At 55.2% G+C, this 16,386-nt stretch carries 15 protein-coding genes and 1 other RNA gene; 4 read left to right on the forward strand and 12 right to left on the reverse strand.

Features of this window, described 5'->3' with window-relative positions:
* Positions 1-27: 27 nt before the first annotated feature.
* The 8 genes from SOM82_RS16670 to SOM82_RS16705 all read right to left on the reverse strand — a co-directional run bounded on the left by SOM82_RS16670 (position 28) and on the right by SOM82_RS16705 (position 10,078).
* Positions 28-771, reverse strand: coding sequence for an SDR family oxidoreductase (locus SOM82_RS16670; protein ID WP_320460542.1), 744 nt, complete (start codon positions 769-771; stop codon positions 28-30).
* Positions 772-833: 62 nt separating this feature from the next.
* Positions 834-3,707, reverse strand: coding sequence for an aminomethyl-transferring glycine dehydrogenase (gene gcvP, locus SOM82_RS16675; protein ID WP_320460543.1), 2,874 nt, complete (start codon positions 3,705-3,707; stop codon positions 834-836).
* 124 nt (positions 3,708-3,831) lie between these two features.
* Positions 3,832-4,221 (reverse strand): glycine cleavage system protein GcvH, encoded by a 390-nt coding sequence (gcvH, locus tag SOM82_RS16680; protein WP_154126118.1) that lies wholly within the window; start codon positions 4,219-4,221, stop codon positions 3,832-3,834.
* Between the two features lie 23 nt (positions 4,222-4,244).
* Positions 4,245-5,339: a glycine cleavage system aminomethyltransferase GcvT gene (gcvT, locus tag SOM82_RS16685; protein WP_320460544.1), complete on the reverse strand. Its 1,095-nt coding sequence runs from the start codon at positions 5,337-5,339 to the stop codon at positions 4,245-4,247.
* 431 nt (positions 5,340-5,770) lie between these two features.
* Complete coding sequence (ubiI, locus tag SOM82_RS16690) at positions 5,771-6,973, reverse strand: FAD-dependent 2-octaprenylphenol hydroxylase (protein ID WP_320460545.1); 1,203 nt, start codon at positions 6,971-6,973, stop codon at positions 5,771-5,773.
* 12 nt (positions 6,974-6,985) lie between these two features.
* Positions 6,986-8,164 carry a 2-octaprenyl-6-methoxyphenyl hydroxylase gene (gene ubiH, locus SOM82_RS16695; RefSeq protein WP_320460546.1) on the reverse strand — a complete coding sequence of 393 codons (1,179 nt, stop codon included), beginning with the start codon at positions 8,162-8,164 and terminating at the stop codon, positions 6,986-6,988.
* Entirely contained in the window at positions 8,161-9,474 is a 1,314-nt protein-coding gene (gene pepP, locus SOM82_RS16700; RefSeq protein ID WP_320460547.1) for a Xaa-Pro aminopeptidase, read from the reverse strand. The genes ubiH and pepP overlap by 4 nt, the downstream gene beginning before the upstream one ends.
* 25 nt (positions 9,475-9,499) lie before the next feature.
* Positions 9,500-10,078: a YecA/YgfB family protein gene (locus SOM82_RS16705; protein WP_154126122.1), complete on the reverse strand. Its 579-nt coding sequence runs from the start codon at positions 10,076-10,078 to the stop codon at positions 9,500-9,502.
* A 167-nt stretch (positions 10,079-10,245) separates the two neighbouring features.
* Between SOM82_RS16705 and zapA the strand changes: the two genes are divergently transcribed.
* The 3 genes from zapA (at position 10,246) to SOM82_RS16720 (ending at position 11,424) form a co-directional block, all read left to right on the forward strand.
* Positions 10,246-10,575: a cell division protein ZapA gene (zapA, locus tag SOM82_RS16710; protein WP_003860096.1), complete on the forward strand. Its 330-nt coding sequence runs from the start codon at positions 10,246-10,248 to the stop codon at positions 10,573-10,575.
* A 41-nt stretch (positions 10,576-10,616) separates the two neighbouring features.
* Positions 10,617-10,800, forward strand: a non-coding RNA gene (gene ssrS, locus SOM82_RS16715) — 6S RNA.
* Positions 10,801-10,824: 24 nt separating this feature from the next.
* On the forward strand, positions 10,825-11,424 hold the full coding sequence (locus SOM82_RS16720) for a 5-formyltetrahydrofolate cyclo-ligase (RefSeq protein ID WP_320460548.1): 600 nt from the start codon (positions 10,825-10,827) through the stop codon (positions 11,422-11,424).
* Positions 11,425-11,501: 77 nt separating this feature from the next.
* Here SOM82_RS16720 and serA read toward each other — a convergent pair whose 3' ends face one another.
* Together serA and rpiA are read right to left on the reverse strand one after the other, a co-directional pair.
* Positions 11,502-12,734: a phosphoglycerate dehydrogenase gene (serA, locus tag SOM82_RS16725; RefSeq protein WP_154126124.1), complete on the reverse strand. Its 1,233-nt coding sequence runs from the start codon at positions 12,732-12,734 to the stop codon at positions 11,502-11,504.
* 264 nt (positions 12,735-12,998) lie between these two features.
* Positions 12,999-13,658 carry a ribose-5-phosphate isomerase RpiA gene (gene rpiA, locus SOM82_RS16730; protein WP_181620687.1) on the reverse strand — a complete coding sequence of 220 codons (660 nt, stop codon included), beginning with the start codon at positions 13,656-13,658 and terminating at the stop codon, positions 12,999-13,001.
* A gap of 189 nt (positions 13,659-13,847) precedes the next feature.
* On the opposite strand from rpiA, the gene argP reads away from it, so the two are divergent.
* Entirely contained in the window at positions 13,848-14,741 is an 894-nt protein-coding gene (gene argP, locus SOM82_RS16735; RefSeq protein ID WP_320460549.1) for a DNA-binding transcriptional regulator ArgP, read from the forward strand.
* Between the two features lie 58 nt (positions 14,742-14,799).
* Here the strand turns inward: argP and SOM82_RS16740 are convergent, their stop codons facing one another.
* Positions 14,800-15,549, reverse strand: a complete 750-nt coding sequence (locus SOM82_RS16740; RefSeq protein WP_320460550.1) for an oxidative stress defense protein — start codon at positions 15,547-15,549, stop codon at positions 14,800-14,802.
* 91 nt (positions 15,550-15,640) lie between these two features.
* Positions 15,641-16,276, reverse strand: coding sequence for an arginine exporter ArgO (gene argO, locus SOM82_RS16745; protein WP_154126128.1), 636 nt, complete (start codon positions 16,274-16,276; stop codon positions 15,641-15,643).
* Between the last annotated feature and the right edge of the window lie 110 nt (positions 16,277-16,386).

A 16,386-nucleotide genomic window follows, 5' to 3' on the forward strand; every position in this document is an offset into this window, starting at 1 on the left:
GAGAGGGCCGGGGTGAGGGGTGACAACTCACTTCCCACCCGCTAACTCGAGAAAGCTCCCGGTCACGTACGACGCTTTCTCACTCAACAGCCAGACAATCGCCTGCGCCACTTCTTCCGGCTGTCCGCCACGCTGCATCGGTAAGGCGGATTTCACCCGATCCACCCGGCCTGGTTCCCCGCCGGAAGCGTGAATGTCGGTATAGATCAGACCGGGACGCACACAGTTCACCCGAATGCCGTACGCTGCGACTTCCAGCGCCAGACCGGTCGTCAATGAATCGACCGCCCCTTTCGACGCCGCATAATCGACATATTCGCCCGGTGCGCCAAGACGCGATGCCGCCGACGAAACATTCACAATCGCCCCGCCCTTGCCGCTGTGCTTGTGAGACATACGTTTCACCGCTTCACGGCAGCAGAGGAAATAGCCAGTGACGTTAGTTGCCAGCACGCGGTTGATCCGCTCGGCGCTGAGATTTTCAATCGTGCTTTGCTCGAACAAAATGCCGGCGTTGTTCACCAGAGCCGTTAACGGTTCGCCTTCCCGATCGATGCTCTCAAACATCGCCAACACCTGGGCTTCATCGCTGATATCGGCGCGCAGCGCAAACGCTTTGCCGCCTGCTTCGATAATATCCTCAACCACGCTGGTCGCGGCTTTGATGTTGTGATGATAATTGACGGCGACGGTGAATCCTTCGCGGCCCAGTTGAAGCGCAGTAGCCTTACCGATACCGCGGCTGGCACCAGTAACAAGTGCAATAGCCATAAACCATTCCCCAATAAAAAAGCCGGGCGATCATCACCCGGCTTAGGTCATATCATTGAGTATTACTCATATTCACTCATTGGCACGCAAGAGCAGAACAGATTGCGGTCGCCATACACATCGTCGAGACGTTTCACGGTCGGCCAGTATTTGTTTGCCATCCCCGCCGGGAAGACGGCTTCTTCGCGGGTATAGCCGTGGGTCCACTCAGCCACCAGCTCGTTTTGGGTGTGCGGCGCATTCACCAGCGGGTTATCTTCCAGCGTCCATTCCCCCTGTTTCACACGGGTAATTTCACTGCGAATCGCCAGCATCGCATTGATAAAGCGGTCCAGCTCTACTTTGCTTTCTGATTCGGTCGGTTCAACCATCAGCGTACCCGCCACCGGGAACGACATCGTCGGCGCATGGAATCCGTAATCGATCAGACGCTTGGCAATATCCAGTTCGCTGATGCCCGTCTCTTCTTTCAGGGGACGAATATCCAGAATGCATTCGTGCGCCACGCGGCCATCACGCCCGGTGTAGAGCACCGGATACGCTTCTTTCAGACGGGTCGCGATGTAGTTTGCATTCAGAATCGCTACCTGACTGGCCTGCTTCAGCCCTTCGGCCCCCATCATGCGGATATACATCCAGCTAATCGGCAGAATAGACGCACTGCCAAACGGTGCAGCAGAGACCGCGCCCTGGCGGGTCAGCATGCCTTCAATTTGCACCACGCTGTGGCCAGGAACAAACGGTGCCAGATGCGCTTTCACGCCGATTGGGCCCATACCCGGACCGCCACCGCCGTGTGGAATGCAGAAGGTTTTGTGCAGGTTCAGGTGCGAGACGTCCGCGCCGATAAAGCCCGGAGAGGTAATGCCCACCTGCGCGTTCATGTTCGCGCCGTCAAGGTAAACCTGGCCGCCGAACTGATGCACCACTTCGCACACTTCACGAATTGTCTCTTCGTATACGCCGTGGGTGGACGGGTAAGTGACCATGATGCAGGAGAGCTTATCGCCCGCCTGTTCTGCTTTCGCACGCAGATCGGCCAGATCGATGTTGCCGTTCTTATCACAGGCCACAACCACCACTTCCATCCCTGCCATCTGCGCTGATGCCGGGTTAGTACCGTGCGCGGAGCTTGGGATCAGGCAGATATCACGATGCCCTTCATTGCGGCTCTCATGGTAGTGACGAATCGCCAGCAGACCCGCATATTCACCCTGCGCGCCGGAGTTTGGCTGCATGCAAAGCGCGTCATAACCGGTCAGTTTCACCAGCCAGTCGGAGAGCTGGTTGATCATCTGATGATAGCCTTCCGCCTGATCTGCCGGGCAGAACGGGTGCAGCTCAGAGAATTCCGGCCAGGTAATCGGGATCATTTCCGCCGCCGCGTTCAGCTTCATGGTGCAGGAGCCCAGCGGGATCATCGCCTGGTTCAGCGCCAGATCTTTGCGTTCCAGAGAGTGCATATAGCGCATCATCTCGGTTTCGCTGTGATAACGGTTAAACACCGGATGGGTCAGGATTGCGTCGTTACGCAGCATGCTTTCCTGAATGGAGCGGCTGTCGTGCGCCACGTCTTTATCCAGGGTGTTGATATCCAGACCGTGAGCATCACCCAGCAAAACGGCAAACAGCGCGTTAACGTCTTCGCGGGTAGTGGTTTCATTAAGTGTGATACCCACAGCGTTGAGGATATCGCTGCGCAGGTTAATTTCTGCCGCTTCGGCACGCGCCAGAACGCCCGCTTTATCGGCCACTTCCACACACAAGGTGTCGAAATAATGCTCGTGACGCAGCTTCAGTCCTTTCTGCTGTAAACCGGCAGCCAGGATATCAGTGAAACGGTGAATGCGGGTGGCGATACGTTTCAGGCCAGCCGGACCATGGAACACCGCATACAGGCTGGCGATATTTGCCAGCAGTACCTGCGAGGTACAGATGTTGGAGTTCGCCTTCTCGCGGCGGATATGCTGCTCGCGCGTCTGCATCGCCATGCGCAGCGCGGTGTTACCGGCGGCATCTTTCGACACACCGATAATACGGCCAGGCATGGAGCGTTTGAATTCATCTTTCGCCGCAAAGAATGCGGCGTGTGGTCCGCCGTAACCCATCGGCACGCCGAAGCGCTGGGCCGAACCAAATACAATATCCGCGCCCTGCTTGCCCGGTGCGGTGAGTAGCACCAGCGCCATAAAATCGGCCGCCACGCTGACCACAATTTTGCGCGATTTCAGTTCAGCAATCAGACTGCTGTAATCGTGGACTTCACCGGTCGTTCCTGCCTGCTGCAGCAGCACGCCGAAAACATCCTGGTGATCCAGCACTTTATCCGCTTCATCGACAATCACCTCAAAGCCGAAGGTTTCTGCACGCGTGCGCACCACGTCCAGCGTTTGCGGATGAACGTCAGCGGCGACAAAAAAGCGATTGGCGTTCTTGAGCTTACTGACGCGTTTCGCCATCGCCATTGCTTCGGCGGCGGCGGTGGCTTCGTCAAGCAGAGAAGCGGAGGCAATATCCAGACCCGTCAGATCCAGCGTCACCTGCTGGAAGTTCAATAACGCTTCCAGACGGCCTTGCGACACTTCCGGCTGATACGGGGTATACGCGGTGTACCAGCCTGGGTTTTCCAGCATGTTGCGCAGAATCACCGGCGGCAATTGTACAGGGGTGTATCCCATGCCAATGTAAGACTTAAAGCGCTTGTTGAGGCCGGCAATGGCTTTCAGCTCCGCCAGCGCGGCGTATTCGGTGGTCGCTTCACCGACCTGCGGTGGTGTCGCGAGCTGGATGTCCTTAGGCACGATTTGGCCGATCAGGGCGTTTAACGAATCCGCGCCAACTGTCTTCAGCATCTCCTGCTGTTGCTGAGCATCCGGCCCGATGTGACGTTCAATGAAAGCGCCACGGTTTTCAAGCTGGCTTAAAGTCTGTGTCATGAGCGATGGTTCCTGAAACGTGCGGTGAATGTGTTTTCTCCCTCTCCTTTAGAGAGAGGGCTGGGGTGAGAGCGTCGTCTGTTCCCCCTCACCCTCCCCTCTCCCACAGGGAGAGGGAAAAGGCTTATTCGTCTTCCAGCAGTGCTGCATACGCCGTAGCATCTAACAGCGCGGCAACCTCGGCCTCGTCGCTGGCTTTGATTTTGAAGATCCAGCCGCCGGTGTACGGTTCGCTGTTCACCAGCTCCGGTGAATCGCTCAGCGCATCGTTCACGGCCACGATTTCACCGCCCACTGGCGCATAAATATCGGAAGCCGCTTTCACAGACTCCGCCACGGCACAGTCGTCGCCTGCGCTAACGGTCGCGCCCACTTCCGGCAGATCCACAAATACCATGTCGCCCAGCAGCTCTTGCGCATGCTCGGTGATCCCCACGGTATAAGTACCGTCAGCTTCTTTGCGTAGCCACTCGTGTTCTTTGCTGTATTTCAGTTCTGCTGGCACATTGCTCATTGGAATTCTCCTGATAAAAATGATTAGGCGACCGGCTTACCGGCGCGAACAAAAATCGGTTTCGTCACGTTGACCGGCATTTCGCGGTTACGGATCTGCACGACGGCTGTGTCGCCAATCCCCGCGGGTACGCGCGCCAGCGCAATGCTATAACCCAGCGTAGGCGAGAATGTCCCGCTGGTAATGATGCCTTCCTGCAGGTTGCCGTTGGCATCCGTGAAACGCACTGGCAGTTCATTACGCAGCACGCCTTTCTCAGTCATCACCAGCCCCACCAGCTGCTCGGTGCCTTTCTCACGCTGCGTTTCCAGCGCTTCACGACCAATAAAATCACGATCCGCAGGTTCCCACGCGATGGTCCAGCCCATATTGGCTGCCAGCGGTGAAATCCCTTCGTCCATTTCCTGGCCGTACAGGTTCATACCCGCTTCCAGGCGCAGCGTATCGCGCGCGCCCAGTCCTGCTGGTTTCACTCCGGCTTCAACCAGTGCGCGCCAGAAATCAGCGGCCTTTTCATTCGGCATGGCGATTTCATATCCGGCTTCGCCGGTATAACCCGTGGTCGCGATAAACAGATCGCCCGCCTGAACGCCGAAGAATGGTTTCATCCCTTCGGTCGCCTTGCGCTGTTCGTCAGTAAACAGGGACGCGGCTTTAGCCTGCGCATTCGGTCCCTGCACGGCGATAAGCGAAAGGTCATCACGCACGGTGATATCAATGGCGAACTTTTCGGCGTGTTGGGAAATCCAGGAGAGGTCTTTTTCGCGGGTAGCGGAGTTAACAACGAGGCGGAAGAAATCTTCAGTAAAGAAATAGACAATCAGGTCATCAATCACGCCGCCGGAAGCATTTAGCATTCCGCTATAAAGCGCTTTGCCTGGCGTCTTGAGTTTTGCAACGTCATTAGCCAACAGATAACGCAAAAACTCCCGGGTGCGGCTGCCGCGCAGATCGACAATAGTCATGTGTGACACGTCGAACATACCGGCATCGGTGCGCACCGCGTGGTGCTCATCGAGCTGCGAGCCGTAATGCAGCGGCATCATCCAGCCATGGAAATCGACCATGCGCGCGCCGCATAACGTGTGTTGTTCGTACAAAGGAGTCTGTTGAGCCATCTTTTCCTCGTTGAATAATCAGAGCAGGGCTATCTTGCGTTTCGCACTGAAATCTCACCGCGAAACCCGGCATCGGCATCACTCCTGGACGTCGACGCAAACGTTCTCTTTTACCTGAACTTACCACCGAAACCGGCGATTAACCATAAGGTAAAACGGGTCATCACATTAGCTTATGACCAAAAAACGCTAAAAAGCCTACAGAGTTATTCACTGGGAAAATGCGATTTATACCGCAGATAATTAACATTCCACTCACAAAATTTAGCACAGGCTGATATTTACTGCGGAAAAACGCGCCAAATTTCCGTCATGCTAAAAACGTGACATGAGATAATCTAATGCGAAAAGTGAGGTGAAATTAGAATATTTCAAACGAGGGAATTATCCCGGCACAAAGGCCGGGAAAGGAAAGTGTGACAGGGGTCTAATTAACGCAGCCAGTCCGGTAAGTCGTTAAGACCCATCGCCTGACGAAGGAGTTGCGGCTTAACACCCGGAAGCGTATCCGCCAGTTTGAGTCCCAGATCGCGGAGCAGTTTTTTGGCGGGGTGGCTTCCGGCAAACAGCTCGCGGAAACCCTGCATGCCCGCCAGCATCATCGCGGCGCTGTGTTTACGGCTTCGCTCATAGCGACGCAAATAGAGATGCTGACCAAAGTCTTTTCCTTCGCGATGTAATCGACGCAGGTCTTCAATAAGCTCAGCGGCATCCATAAAGCCCAGGTTAACGCCCTGCCCGGCTAACGGATGGATGGTATGCGCCGCATCTCCCATTAGCGCCAGCCGGTGCGCAGCGAAGTGACGCGCATACCGACCGGTTAACGGAAACAGCTGGCGTTCGCTCTCAACCGAGCACAGCCCCAGACGATTATCAAACGCCATGCACAGCGCCTGATTGAACACCTCTGGAGTGGATCCCTGCATCTGCTGCGCTTTTTCCGGTACTAATGACCAGACGATGGAACACAGATGCGGATCGCTCAACGGCAGAAACGCCAGGATGCCATCATTATGGAAGACCTGACGCGCCACGCCGCCATGCGGCTCGACGGTGCGAATAGTCGCCACCAGCGCATGATGATGATAATCCCAGAAAGTCAGCGGAATGTCCGCCTTGTTACGTAACCAGGAGTTTGCGCCATCGGCCCCCACCACCAGCCGGGCGGTCAGCATATCGCCGCTCTGCAGAGTGATGAACGCTTCGTTTTCGCCCCACGCAACCTGCTGCACCTGAGCGGGTGCCATCAGGGTAACGTCAGAGCACGCTTGCGCTTTGCGCCACAGCGCGTGATGAATGACCGCGTTCTCGACGATATGGCCCAGATGGCTGTACCCCATGCTTTCGTCGTCAAACGCGATATGGCCGAAGCTGTCCTTGTCCCACACTTCCATTCCGTGATAACAACTGGCACGAAAAGCCGTGATATCAGACCAGACGCCAAGACGCGTTAACAGCTTTTCGCTGGCGGCGTTGATGGCGGAGACGCGAAGCTCCGGCGGCGCATCCTGCGCAACGGGCTGAGGCTGCTTTTGCTCCAGGACCGCGACGCGCAGACCGCTCCCCTGCAAACCGCAGGCGAGCGCCAGTCCAACCATTCCGCCGCCAACAATGGCAACATCCACATTCTGCACTTAGTTAACTCCTTAACGAGCGACCCAACCGAGAGTCCGCTGCGCCAGCACGTCGCGTGCCGGAATAAATAGTTCCATCGCCATCAGCCCCGCGTTACGCCCGGCAACCAGCGGTGCCCAGCGATTCGCGAAAAGATGAACCAGGCCGTCAGTCACGCCAATCGTCGCGTCTTTATCTGCCTGACGACGCTTCTGGTAATAACTGAGCAGCGAATAGGCGCCGTAATCTTTTTGCTCCTGCCACGCCTGCGCCAGGATCTCTGCCAGGGTCATCACATCGCGTAACCCAAGGTTAAACCCTTGTCCGGCGATGGGATGCAGCGTCTGCGCCGCGTTACCGACCAACGCCACGCGATGAGAAACCGACTGCGATGCCGTGGTCAGCGCCAGCGGATAGGAGGATCGCTGTCCCGCATGAACGATCCGCCCCAGCCGCCAGCCAAAGGCTTTTTGCAGCACGTCACAAAAACGGGCGTCGGACCAGGCCATGACCTCATCAATTTTTTCCAGCGAATGACACCAGACCAGAGAACAGCGTCCTTTAGACATCGGTAACATCGCCAGCGGACCGTGCTCGGTAAAACGCTCAAACGCCCGTCCGTCATGCGCCACCGATGTCGAGACATTGGCAATCACGGCCGCCTGATGATAGGGCTGCTGATGCCATTCCACTCCACACTGGGTCGCCAGCGCGGAGCGTGAGCCGTCAGCGGCGACCAGCAGCTTTCCGTCAATCACCTCACCGTCGTTAAGCTCAACGCTCACGCCCTCTTCACGCCGGGTGAAGTGAACAACGCGAGCCGGACAGTGCAGCGTCACGCCGGGGGCGTCCTGTAGCAGGCGGAATAAACGCAGCCCTGCGTCATGAAGTTCGACCACCTGACCGAGCGCATCAATACGATAATCTTGCGCATCCAGCGTCACAAACCCGGCATGACCGCGATCGCTGACATGAACGGTATCGATAGGCGTTGCACACTCTGCCAGCGCCTGCCAAATTCCGACGCGTGACAGATGCTGGCAAGTGCCCTGGGCTATCGCAATGGCCCGGGCATCGAAACCAGGGTGCTCAGACGCCTGCGGAGCAACGGCTTCAATCAGATGAACCGGCAGCTGTCCGTTTGTCAGCTTCGAGACAGCCAGTGCCAGCGTTGCGCCGGTCATGCCACCGCCAACGATGATGATACTCATGCCCGCGCCGCCGCCATCAGTGCTTCGATATCGTCCGCCTTTTTCACCACCATCGCCGTCAGGTTTTCGTTACCGGTTTGGGTGATCACAATATCGTCTTCGATACGGATCCCAATCCCACGATACTCTGCGGGTACGTCCGCATCAGGGGCGATGTACAGACCCGGTTCGACGGTTAACACCATGCCCGGCTCAAGGGTGCGCGAACGATCCGGACCGTAGCCGCCGACATCGTGGACATCCAGCCCCAGCCAGTGGCTCAGACCATGCATAAAGAACGCGCGGTGAGCGTTGTCGGCAATCAACTCTTCAACGTCACCCTTCAGAACACCCAGTTTCACCAGCCCGGTGACCATAATGCGGATCACCGCACCCGTCACTTCCTGAATGGATGTGCCTGGACGGAACAGCGTCAACGCGGTCTCCAGCGATTCCAGCACGATGTCGTAAACTGCGCGCTGCGCAGGGGTAAATTTGCCGTTCACCGGGAAGGTGCGGGTGATATCGCCCGCGTAACCCTGATATTCACATCCGGCATCAATCAGCACCAGATCGCCATCGCGCAGCTCACTTTCATTCTCGGTGTAGTGCAGGATGCAACCATTCTCCCCACCCCCCACAATGGTGTTGTAGGACGGAAAGCGCGCCCCGTGACGACTGAATTCGTGAAGGATTTCGCCTTCAAGCTGATATTCAAACATCCCAGGGCGGCATTTTTCCATCGCACGCGTGTGGGCCAGCGCGCTGATTTCACCGGCGCGACGCATGACAGCCAGCTCTTCCGGCGATTTAAACAGGCGCATTTCATGGACAATGGGCCGCCAGTCGATGAGCGATGCAGGCGCGGATAAATTCTGACGCGATCCTTTGCGAAGCTTATCCAGTGCCGCAAAAACAATCTCATCGGCCCAGGCATATTCACCCTGCGCGTGATAGATCACGTCCAGGCCATTAAGCAGCTGATAGAGCTGCTCGTTGATTTCGCTGAACGCCAGCGCGCGTTCGACGCCAAGTTTCTCTGGCGCGGCCTCTTGCCCTAAGCGGCGACCAAACCAGATTTCGGCGGTGAGATCGCGAACGCGGTTAAAGAGAACGCTGTGATTGTGGGTGTCATCGCTTTTGATCAGCACCAGCACCGCTTCTGGCTCATTAAAGCCAGTGAAGTACCAGAAATCGCTATTCTGCCGATACGGATATTCGCTGTCATTGCTGCGCGTGGCTTCCGGGGCGGCAAAAATCAGTGCAGCGCTTCCCGGCTGCATTTCTGCCAACAAAGCCTGGCGACGGCGAAAATACTCTTGCTGAGTCATGACACCCTCCTGTGCGTTCTTATTATTAATGTAAAGTCGGTTTGCGAACTTCCGGCGCGGTCAGCTGTGAGCGCGTAAAGGTATCGTGGCACAGCAGCGCCGCAACGCGGACGTACTCGATGATCTCTTCGACGGACATTTCCAGCTCTTCCTGGTCTTCGTCTTCGTCGTAACCCAACTGCGCGATATTCCGCAGATCGTCGATAGCTTCACCCGCTTCGCCGGTGACTTTATCGAGTTTAGGCTGCGTGACGCCAAGACCGAGTAAATAGTGATTTACCCATCCCGCCAGCGCATCAGCGCGATCGAAGACGCTAACGTCATCACCATCAGGCAGATAAAGCTGAAAAAGGAACCCATCGTCTTCCAGAGAATCACTGGTCGTCGAGTGCATTTTACGCAGTGCTTCAGCCAGCTCGTGACCGAATGCCAGACCTTCGTTCGTCAGGTCGTGAAGCAGCGGCTGCCATGAGCTGTCGCTGTTTCCACCACACAGCATCCCGCTGATCAGACCGTGCATTTCAGCAGGGGTCAGACCTACGCCCTGCTGGTTAAGTAACTGGCTTACTTCGTTGTAACCAGGCATTTCGTTCTGTATAGACATGCGCATTCGTCATCGTTGGGAGGAATATTCATGATATGCTACCACTTTGGACCCTGGAGATACCAGAAAAGGGCTTGTATCTTCATATCATGGTAGCTATAGTGTCGCCCCTTCGCCGCCCCCGGGCCGTGTGCGAAGGCAGCGCAGTTAATCAGCAGGAAGGTGGCATGTCTGCACAACCCGTCGATCTCCAAATTTTTGGCCGTTCGCTGCGAGTGAATTGTCCGCCTGAACAAAGAGATGCTTTGAATCAGGCAGCGGATGATTTGAATCAGCGGTTGCAAGATCTAAAAGAACGCACTAGAGTCACAAATACTGAGCAGTTGGTTTTCATCGCCGCGTTGAACATCAGCTATGAATTAACTCAGGAAAAAGCGAAGACCCGCGACTATGCGGCGAGCATGGAGCAGCGCATTAAAATGCTTCAGCAGACCATTGAACAAGCGTTGCTTGATCAGGGTCGCAGTCCCGAAAGACCGGGACCAAAGTTTGAATAACACTTTGCAGTTGACTATGGTAGAGTGACTGTGAAGACAAAATTTCTCTGAGATGTTCGCAAGCGGGCCAGTCCCCTGAGCCGATATTTCATACCACAAGAATGTGGCGCTCCATGGTCGGTGAGCATGCTCGGTTCGTCCGAGAAGCCTTAAGACTATGACGACACATTCACCTTGAACCAAGGGTTCAAGGGTTACAGCCTGCGGCGGCATCTCGGAGATTCCCCTTCTTTTCTACCCTCAAGCATCATGACGCAACTTCCTGAAGTTCCTGCATCCCGGCAACAAATCCGCCAGTTAATTCGCCAGCAACGTCGCGCGCTCTCGCCCGAACAACAGACTCATTTTGCCCAACAGGCGGCTGCCCGCATGATGGCTTATTCCCCTGTGGTAATGGCCCATACGGTCGCGCTGTTTCTGTCGTTTGATGGCGAACTCGACACCCAGCCATTGATCGAACAACTCTGGCGGGCAGGAAAAAAAGTCTATCTGCCGGTGTTACATCCGTTCAGCCCCGGTCATCTGCTGTTCTTACACTATCATCCGCACAGCGAAGTGGTGGTGAATCGCCTGAAAATCACCGAGCCAAAACTGGACGTTCGCGATGTTCTGCCGTTGCCGGATCTGGATGTGCTCATCACCCCGCTGGTGGCATTCGACCAGAGCGGTCAGCGTTTGGGCATGGGCGGCGGTTTTTACGATCGTACACTGCAAAAATGGCAGCAGTACGGCTTACATCCGGTGGGATATGCGCATGATTGTCAGGGCGTAGAGACGCTACCTGTTGAGAAATGGGATATTCCGCTGCCTGCGGTGGTTACGCCATCGAAGGTGTGGGAGTGGCGGTAAAAGAAAAACGGTAACGCGGGTTACCGTTTTTAGTGATTCATCGTCTCACGTGAGAGTGGGCCGAAGCCGCGACACAATTAGTACAGCAGACGCGCGCGAATCGTTCCTGGAATCGCCTTCATGCTCAGCAGCGCTTTCTCGGCAACATCTTCATCCGCTTCAATATCAATCACCACGTAACCCATCTGAGAGTTCGTTTGTAAATACTGTGCGGCGATGTTTACGCCCTGCTCTGCAAAGATCTGGTTGATGGCAGTCAGAACACCCGGACGGTTTTCGTGGATGTGCAGCAGGCGACGCCCCCCGTGCAGCGGCAGAGACACTTCCGGGAAATTCACCGCAGAAAGTGTTGAACCGTTATCGGAATATTTGCTCAGTTTACCCGCCACTTCCAGGCCGATATTTTCCTGTGCTTCCTGAGTCGAGCCACCGATGTGCGGCGTCAGAATCACGTTATCGAACTCGCACAGCGGAGAGGTAAACGGATCGCTGTTAGTGGCCGGTTCTGTCGGGAAGACGTCGATGGCCGCCCCTGCCAAATGCTTACGCTTCAGGGCATCACACAGCGCAGGAATATCGACAACGGTTCCGCGAGCGGCGTTGATCAGCAGTGAGCCAGGTTTCATCAGCGCCAGCTCTTCTGCGCCCATCATATTTTTGGTGGAGGCATTTTCCGGCACGTGCAGACTGACCACATCGCTCATGTTCAACAGGTCAGAAAGGTGTTGAACCTGGGTAGCATTCCCCAGCGGCAGTTTGTTTTCGATATCGTAAAAGAATACGTGCATCCCAAGCGATTCAGCAAGAATGCCAAGCTGGGTGCCGATATGGCCGTAGCCGATAATTCCCAGTTTTTTACCGCGCGCTTCAAAAGAGCCTGACGCCAGTTTGTTCCACACGCCGCGGTGCGCTTTGGCGTTGGCTTCCGGAATCCCACGCAGCAGAAGCAACAGTTCGCCAATGACCAGTTCCGCAACAGAACGGGTGTTCGAGAACGGCGCGTTAAAGACCGGAATACCGCGTTTAGCCGCTGCATTCAGATCAACCTGGTTGGTACCGATGCAGAAACAGCCGATAGCCACCAACTTTTCCGCGGCTGCAATGACGTCTTCAGTCAGATGGGTACGGGATCGCAGGCCAATGAAATGGGCATCACGGATGGATTCTTTCAGTTGTTCAGTATCCAGCGCGCCTTTGTGAAATTCGATGTTGGTGTAACCTGCTGCACGAAGGTTATCCAGTGCTTTCTGATGCACCCCTTCGACGAGCAGAAATTTAATCTTGTCTTTCTCCAGTGATACCTTTGCCATTTACCCGACCCTGTTTTGTCTGAACTGATGTTGTGCTGGATTTGAATCCGCTCCAGCCAACATATCAAAAAAAACTATTGCAGCAATATGAACGTTTGCGTCGGCACTCTGAAGAAAAGTCATCCAGGGCGAAATGTCAGAGGAAAATGCTGTGGATAATTGGGAAAGCGGCAGGATCGTCAGGACAGGGTGAAAAACGTGACACAAGTCACCGAATTTAGCTTTTGAAAAATATTTCGTGGGGGGAGAGCTCCCCCCGTCAGATCATTTTACGATGGTTTTCACACCGTCAGCAGTCCCAATCAGGGCCACATCCGCGCCACGATTGGCGAACAACCCTACTGTCACTACGCCTGGAATGGCATTAATGGCATTTTCCATCGCCACCGCATCCAGAATCTCAAGGCCATGCACATCCAGAATCACATTACCGTTGTCAGTCACCACGCCCTGACGGTACTCCGGACGTCCCCCCAGCTTCACCAGCTGGCGAGCGACGGCACTACGCGCCATCGGAATGACCTCTACCGGCAGCGGGAAATTACCCAGAATATCAACCTGCTTGGAAGCATCGGCAATACAGATGAATTTATCCGCTACGGAGGCAATGATCTTCTCACGCGTCAGGGCCGCGCCACCGCCTTTGATCATCTGCATATGACCGTTAATTTCGTCGGCACCATCCACATAAATCCCGAGGCGATCGACTTCGTTAAGATCGAAGACAGTGATACCGAGGCTTTTCAGCTTTTCCGTAGAGGCATCGGAGCTGGAAACGGCGCCCTCAATCTGCCCTTTCATCGTCCCAAGCGCATCAATAAAGTGTGCGGCGGTTGATCCTGTCCCCACGCCAACAATCGTGCCTGGCTGCACGTACTGGAGAGCGGCCCATCCTACTGCTTTTTTCAGTTCATCCTGCGTCATGATCGTTTTGCCTGTGGTGTGATAACTCAGGCCGCATTATAGAACACGGAGACCCGAAATGTCCCTGTGACCAGTGTCACATTACCGCGTAAAGCGCTGACAGATCCGATGTGGTCGGATTTCGTCTGCCACAAAGATAAATTTGTGTCATAGTGCAGAATAAGCAAATTTCAGGAGTGCTGCCCCGCAATGAAACGTCCGGATTACAGAACACTACAGGCGCTTGATGCCGTCATTCGTGAACGAGGTTTTGAGCGCGCAGCGCAAAAGCTGTGCATCACTCAATCTGCCGTGTCACAACGTATCAAACAGCTTGAGAATATGTTCGGACAACCGCTGCTGGTGCGTACCGTGCCACCGCGTCCCACTGAGCAAGGGCAGAAGTTACTCGCGCTGCTACGTCAGGTTGAGCTGCTGGAAGAAGAGTGGCTCGGCGATGAACAAACCGGCTCCACGCCGCTGCTACTCTCCCTGGCCGTCAACGCCGACAGTCTGGCCACCTGGTTGCTGCCAGCCCTGGCGACCGTGCTGGCTGACTCGCCTATCCGCCTCAATCTCCAGGTCGAGGACGAAACCCGCACCCAGGAACGACTGCGTCGGGGCGAAGTGGTGGGAGCTGTCAGTATCCAGCCGCAAGCGCTACCCAGCTGTCTGGTCGATCAGCTTGGCGCGCTGGATTATCTGTTTGTCGGCTCAAAAGAGTTTGCCGACCGTTATTTCCCGAATGGCGTGACCCGCGCAGCGCTGCTAAAAGCGCCAGCCGTAGCGTTCGACCATCTCGACGATATGCATCAGGCATTCTTACAGCAAAACTTCGATCTGCCGCCGGGTAGCGTGCCGTGCCATATCGTCAACTCGTCGGAAGCCTTTGTGCAACTGGCGCGCCAGGGCACTACCTGCTGCATGATCCCGCATTTGCAGATTGAGAAAGAGTTGAAGAGCGGTGAGCTTATCGATCTCACGCCCGGCTTGTATCAGCGCAGGATGTTGTACTGGCATCGTTTTGCGCCAGAGAGCCGCATGATGCGTAACGTCACCGATGCACTGCTGGCATACGGGCATAAGGTGTTGAGACAGGATTAATAAAAAAGCCGGGTCGCGCGTTCGCATCCCCGGCTTTTTAACCTTTACGACGTCAGAATTACTGCGCTTTATCTGCCGCCGGTGCTTGCGTTTGCTGGCCCTGAGCAGGCTCAAGCTGGAACACCACATCCACCTGATCGTCAAACTGAATCGTCGGCTGCTCGTAGGTTTCTTGTGCAGAAACCGGTGCTGCGTCCGCCTTCATCATGCGAACCATCGGGCTTGGCTGATAGTTAGAGACGTGATAGCGCACGCTATAGACCGGCCCCAGTTTGGTGTTAAAGCCAGAAGCCAGCTGCTGAGCCTGACGCACGGCATCGTCAATCGCCGCTTTACGCGCTTCGTCTTTGTACTTCTCTGGTTGCGCAACGCCCAGTGACACCGAACGGATTTCGTTCAGGCCAGCCTTCAGTGCACCATCCAGTAGGGAATTCAGCTTATCAAGCTGACGGACGGTCACTTCAACGGTACGAACCGCGCGATAGCCTTTCAGAATACTTTTGCCGTTCTGGTAATCATAATCCGGCTGAGTGCGCAAATTAGCCGAGTTAATGTCCTTTTTAGCTACGCTATTTTGCTCAAGGAAGGAGAGATATTGCGCAACGCGATCGTCCGCCTGCTTTTTGGCTGACGCGGCATCTTTCGCGGCCACATTCACTTCAATCGCGAGCGTTGCGACATCAGGTACCGCATCCACACTCGCCGTACCGGAAGTGACAATGTGCGGTCCGTTTGGCAATTCGTTTGCCTGTACCGACATTGCGCCAACACTCACTAATGCCGCCAGGGCCATCACTTTAAACTTCACTGTTATTCCTCCATGTTGCGAAGAGTGCCCATTAACGGGGCGCATGCCAGCAAGCTTAGCGGGTCTGGTTCAGTTGTCCATAAGACAACGCTTAGTTGAACAATACCTGTACGTGATTGATGCCCTCTTTCGCTAGCTGGAAAGCGATAAACCACATCACCAGGCCCACCAGCGTGTTAATAATCCGCTGCGCTTTGGCGGTACGTAAACGAGGTGCGAGCCATGCCGCCAGCAACGCCAGGCCGAAGAACCACAGGAATGAAGCACTCACCGTGCCCAGAGCAAACCAGCGCTTAGGCTCCACATCCAGCTGACCGCCGAGACTGCCCAGCACCACAAAGGTGTCGAGATAAACATGCGGATTCAGCCAGGTCACGGCCAGCATAGTGGCAACGATTTTCCAGCGCCCCTGTTTCATGACTTCAGCGCTGGCCAGTTCAATATTGCTGCCCATAGCCGTTTTCAACGCACCAAAGCCATACCACAGCAGAAATGCCACGCCTCCCCAGGTCACCAAAGCCAGCAGCCACGGGGACTGCATCAGCAGTGCACTGCCACCAAAAATCCCGGCGCAAATGAGCAAAAGGTCGCTGACCGCGCAAAGCAGAGCAATCATCAGATGATACTGACGACGAATGCCCTGATTCATAACGAACGCATTTTGCGGACCGAGCGGTAAAATCATGGCCGCGCCTAATGCAAGACCTTGAAAATAGTAGGATAACATGGGAAACATCTCACACAGTTGTCGTTTAGGCGAGACTATACTGCAGGATCTTCATTAGAGGAAATGGATAATATTAATTGGCAATTAGCCATGCTAATAATGAAAATGCC

The sequence above is a fragment of the Lelliottia sp. CFBP8978 genome, from assembly GCF_034046055.2.
Classification (GTDB): Bacteria; Pseudomonadota; Gammaproteobacteria; order Enterobacterales; family Enterobacteriaceae; genus Enterobacter.

What these genes read in the sequence shown, in the direction of transcription:
- gcvT (WP_320460544.1), bottom strand. Translation starts at nt 5,339, where the DNA reads ATGGCTCAACAGACTCCTTTGTACGAACAACACACGTTATGCGGCGCG.
- ubiH (WP_320460546.1), bottom strand. Translation starts at nt 8,164, where the DNA reads ATGAGTATCATCATCGTTGGCGGTGGCATGACCGGCGCAACGCTGGCA.
- pepP (WP_320460547.1), bottom strand. Translation starts at nt 9,474, where the DNA reads ATGACTCAGCAAGAGTATTTTCGCCGTCGCCAGGCTTTGTTGGCAGAA.
- serA (WP_154126124.1), bottom strand. Translation starts at nt 12,734, where the DNA reads ATGGCAAAGGTATCACTGGAGAAAGACAAGATTAAATTTCTGCTCGTC.
- zapA (WP_003860096.1), top strand. Translation starts at nt 10,246, where the DNA reads ATGTCTGCACAACCCGTCGATCTCCAAATTTTTGGCCGTTCGCTGCGA.
- argO (WP_154126128.1), bottom strand. Translation starts at nt 16,276, where the DNA reads ATGTTATCCTACTATTTTCAAGGTCTTGCATTAGGCGCGGCCATGATT.
- SOM82_RS16705 (WP_154126122.1), bottom strand. Translation starts at nt 10,078, where the DNA reads ATGTCTATACAGAACGAAATGCCTGGTTACAACGAAGTAAGCCAGTTA.
- gcvP (WP_320460543.1), bottom strand. Translation starts at nt 3,707, where the DNA reads ATGACACAGACTTTAAGCCAGCTTGAAAACCGTGGCGCTTTCATTGAA.
- SOM82_RS16720 (WP_320460548.1), top strand. Translation starts at nt 10,825, where the DNA reads ATGACGCAACTTCCTGAAGTTCCTGCATCCCGGCAACAAATCCGCCAG.
- rpiA (WP_181620687.1), bottom strand. Translation starts at nt 13,658, where the DNA reads ATGACGCAGGATGAACTGAAAAAAGCAGTAGGATGGGCCGCTCTCCAG.
- gcvH (WP_154126118.1), bottom strand. Translation starts at nt 4,221, where the DNA reads ATGAGCAATGTGCCAGCAGAACTGAAATACAGCAAAGAACACGAGTGG.
- SOM82_RS16670 (WP_320460542.1), bottom strand. Translation starts at nt 771, where the DNA reads ATGGCTATTGCACTTGTTACTGGTGCCAGCCGCGGTATCGGTAAGGCT.
- argP (WP_320460549.1), top strand. Translation starts at nt 13,848, where the DNA reads ATGAAACGTCCGGATTACAGAACACTACAGGCGCTTGATGCCGTCATT.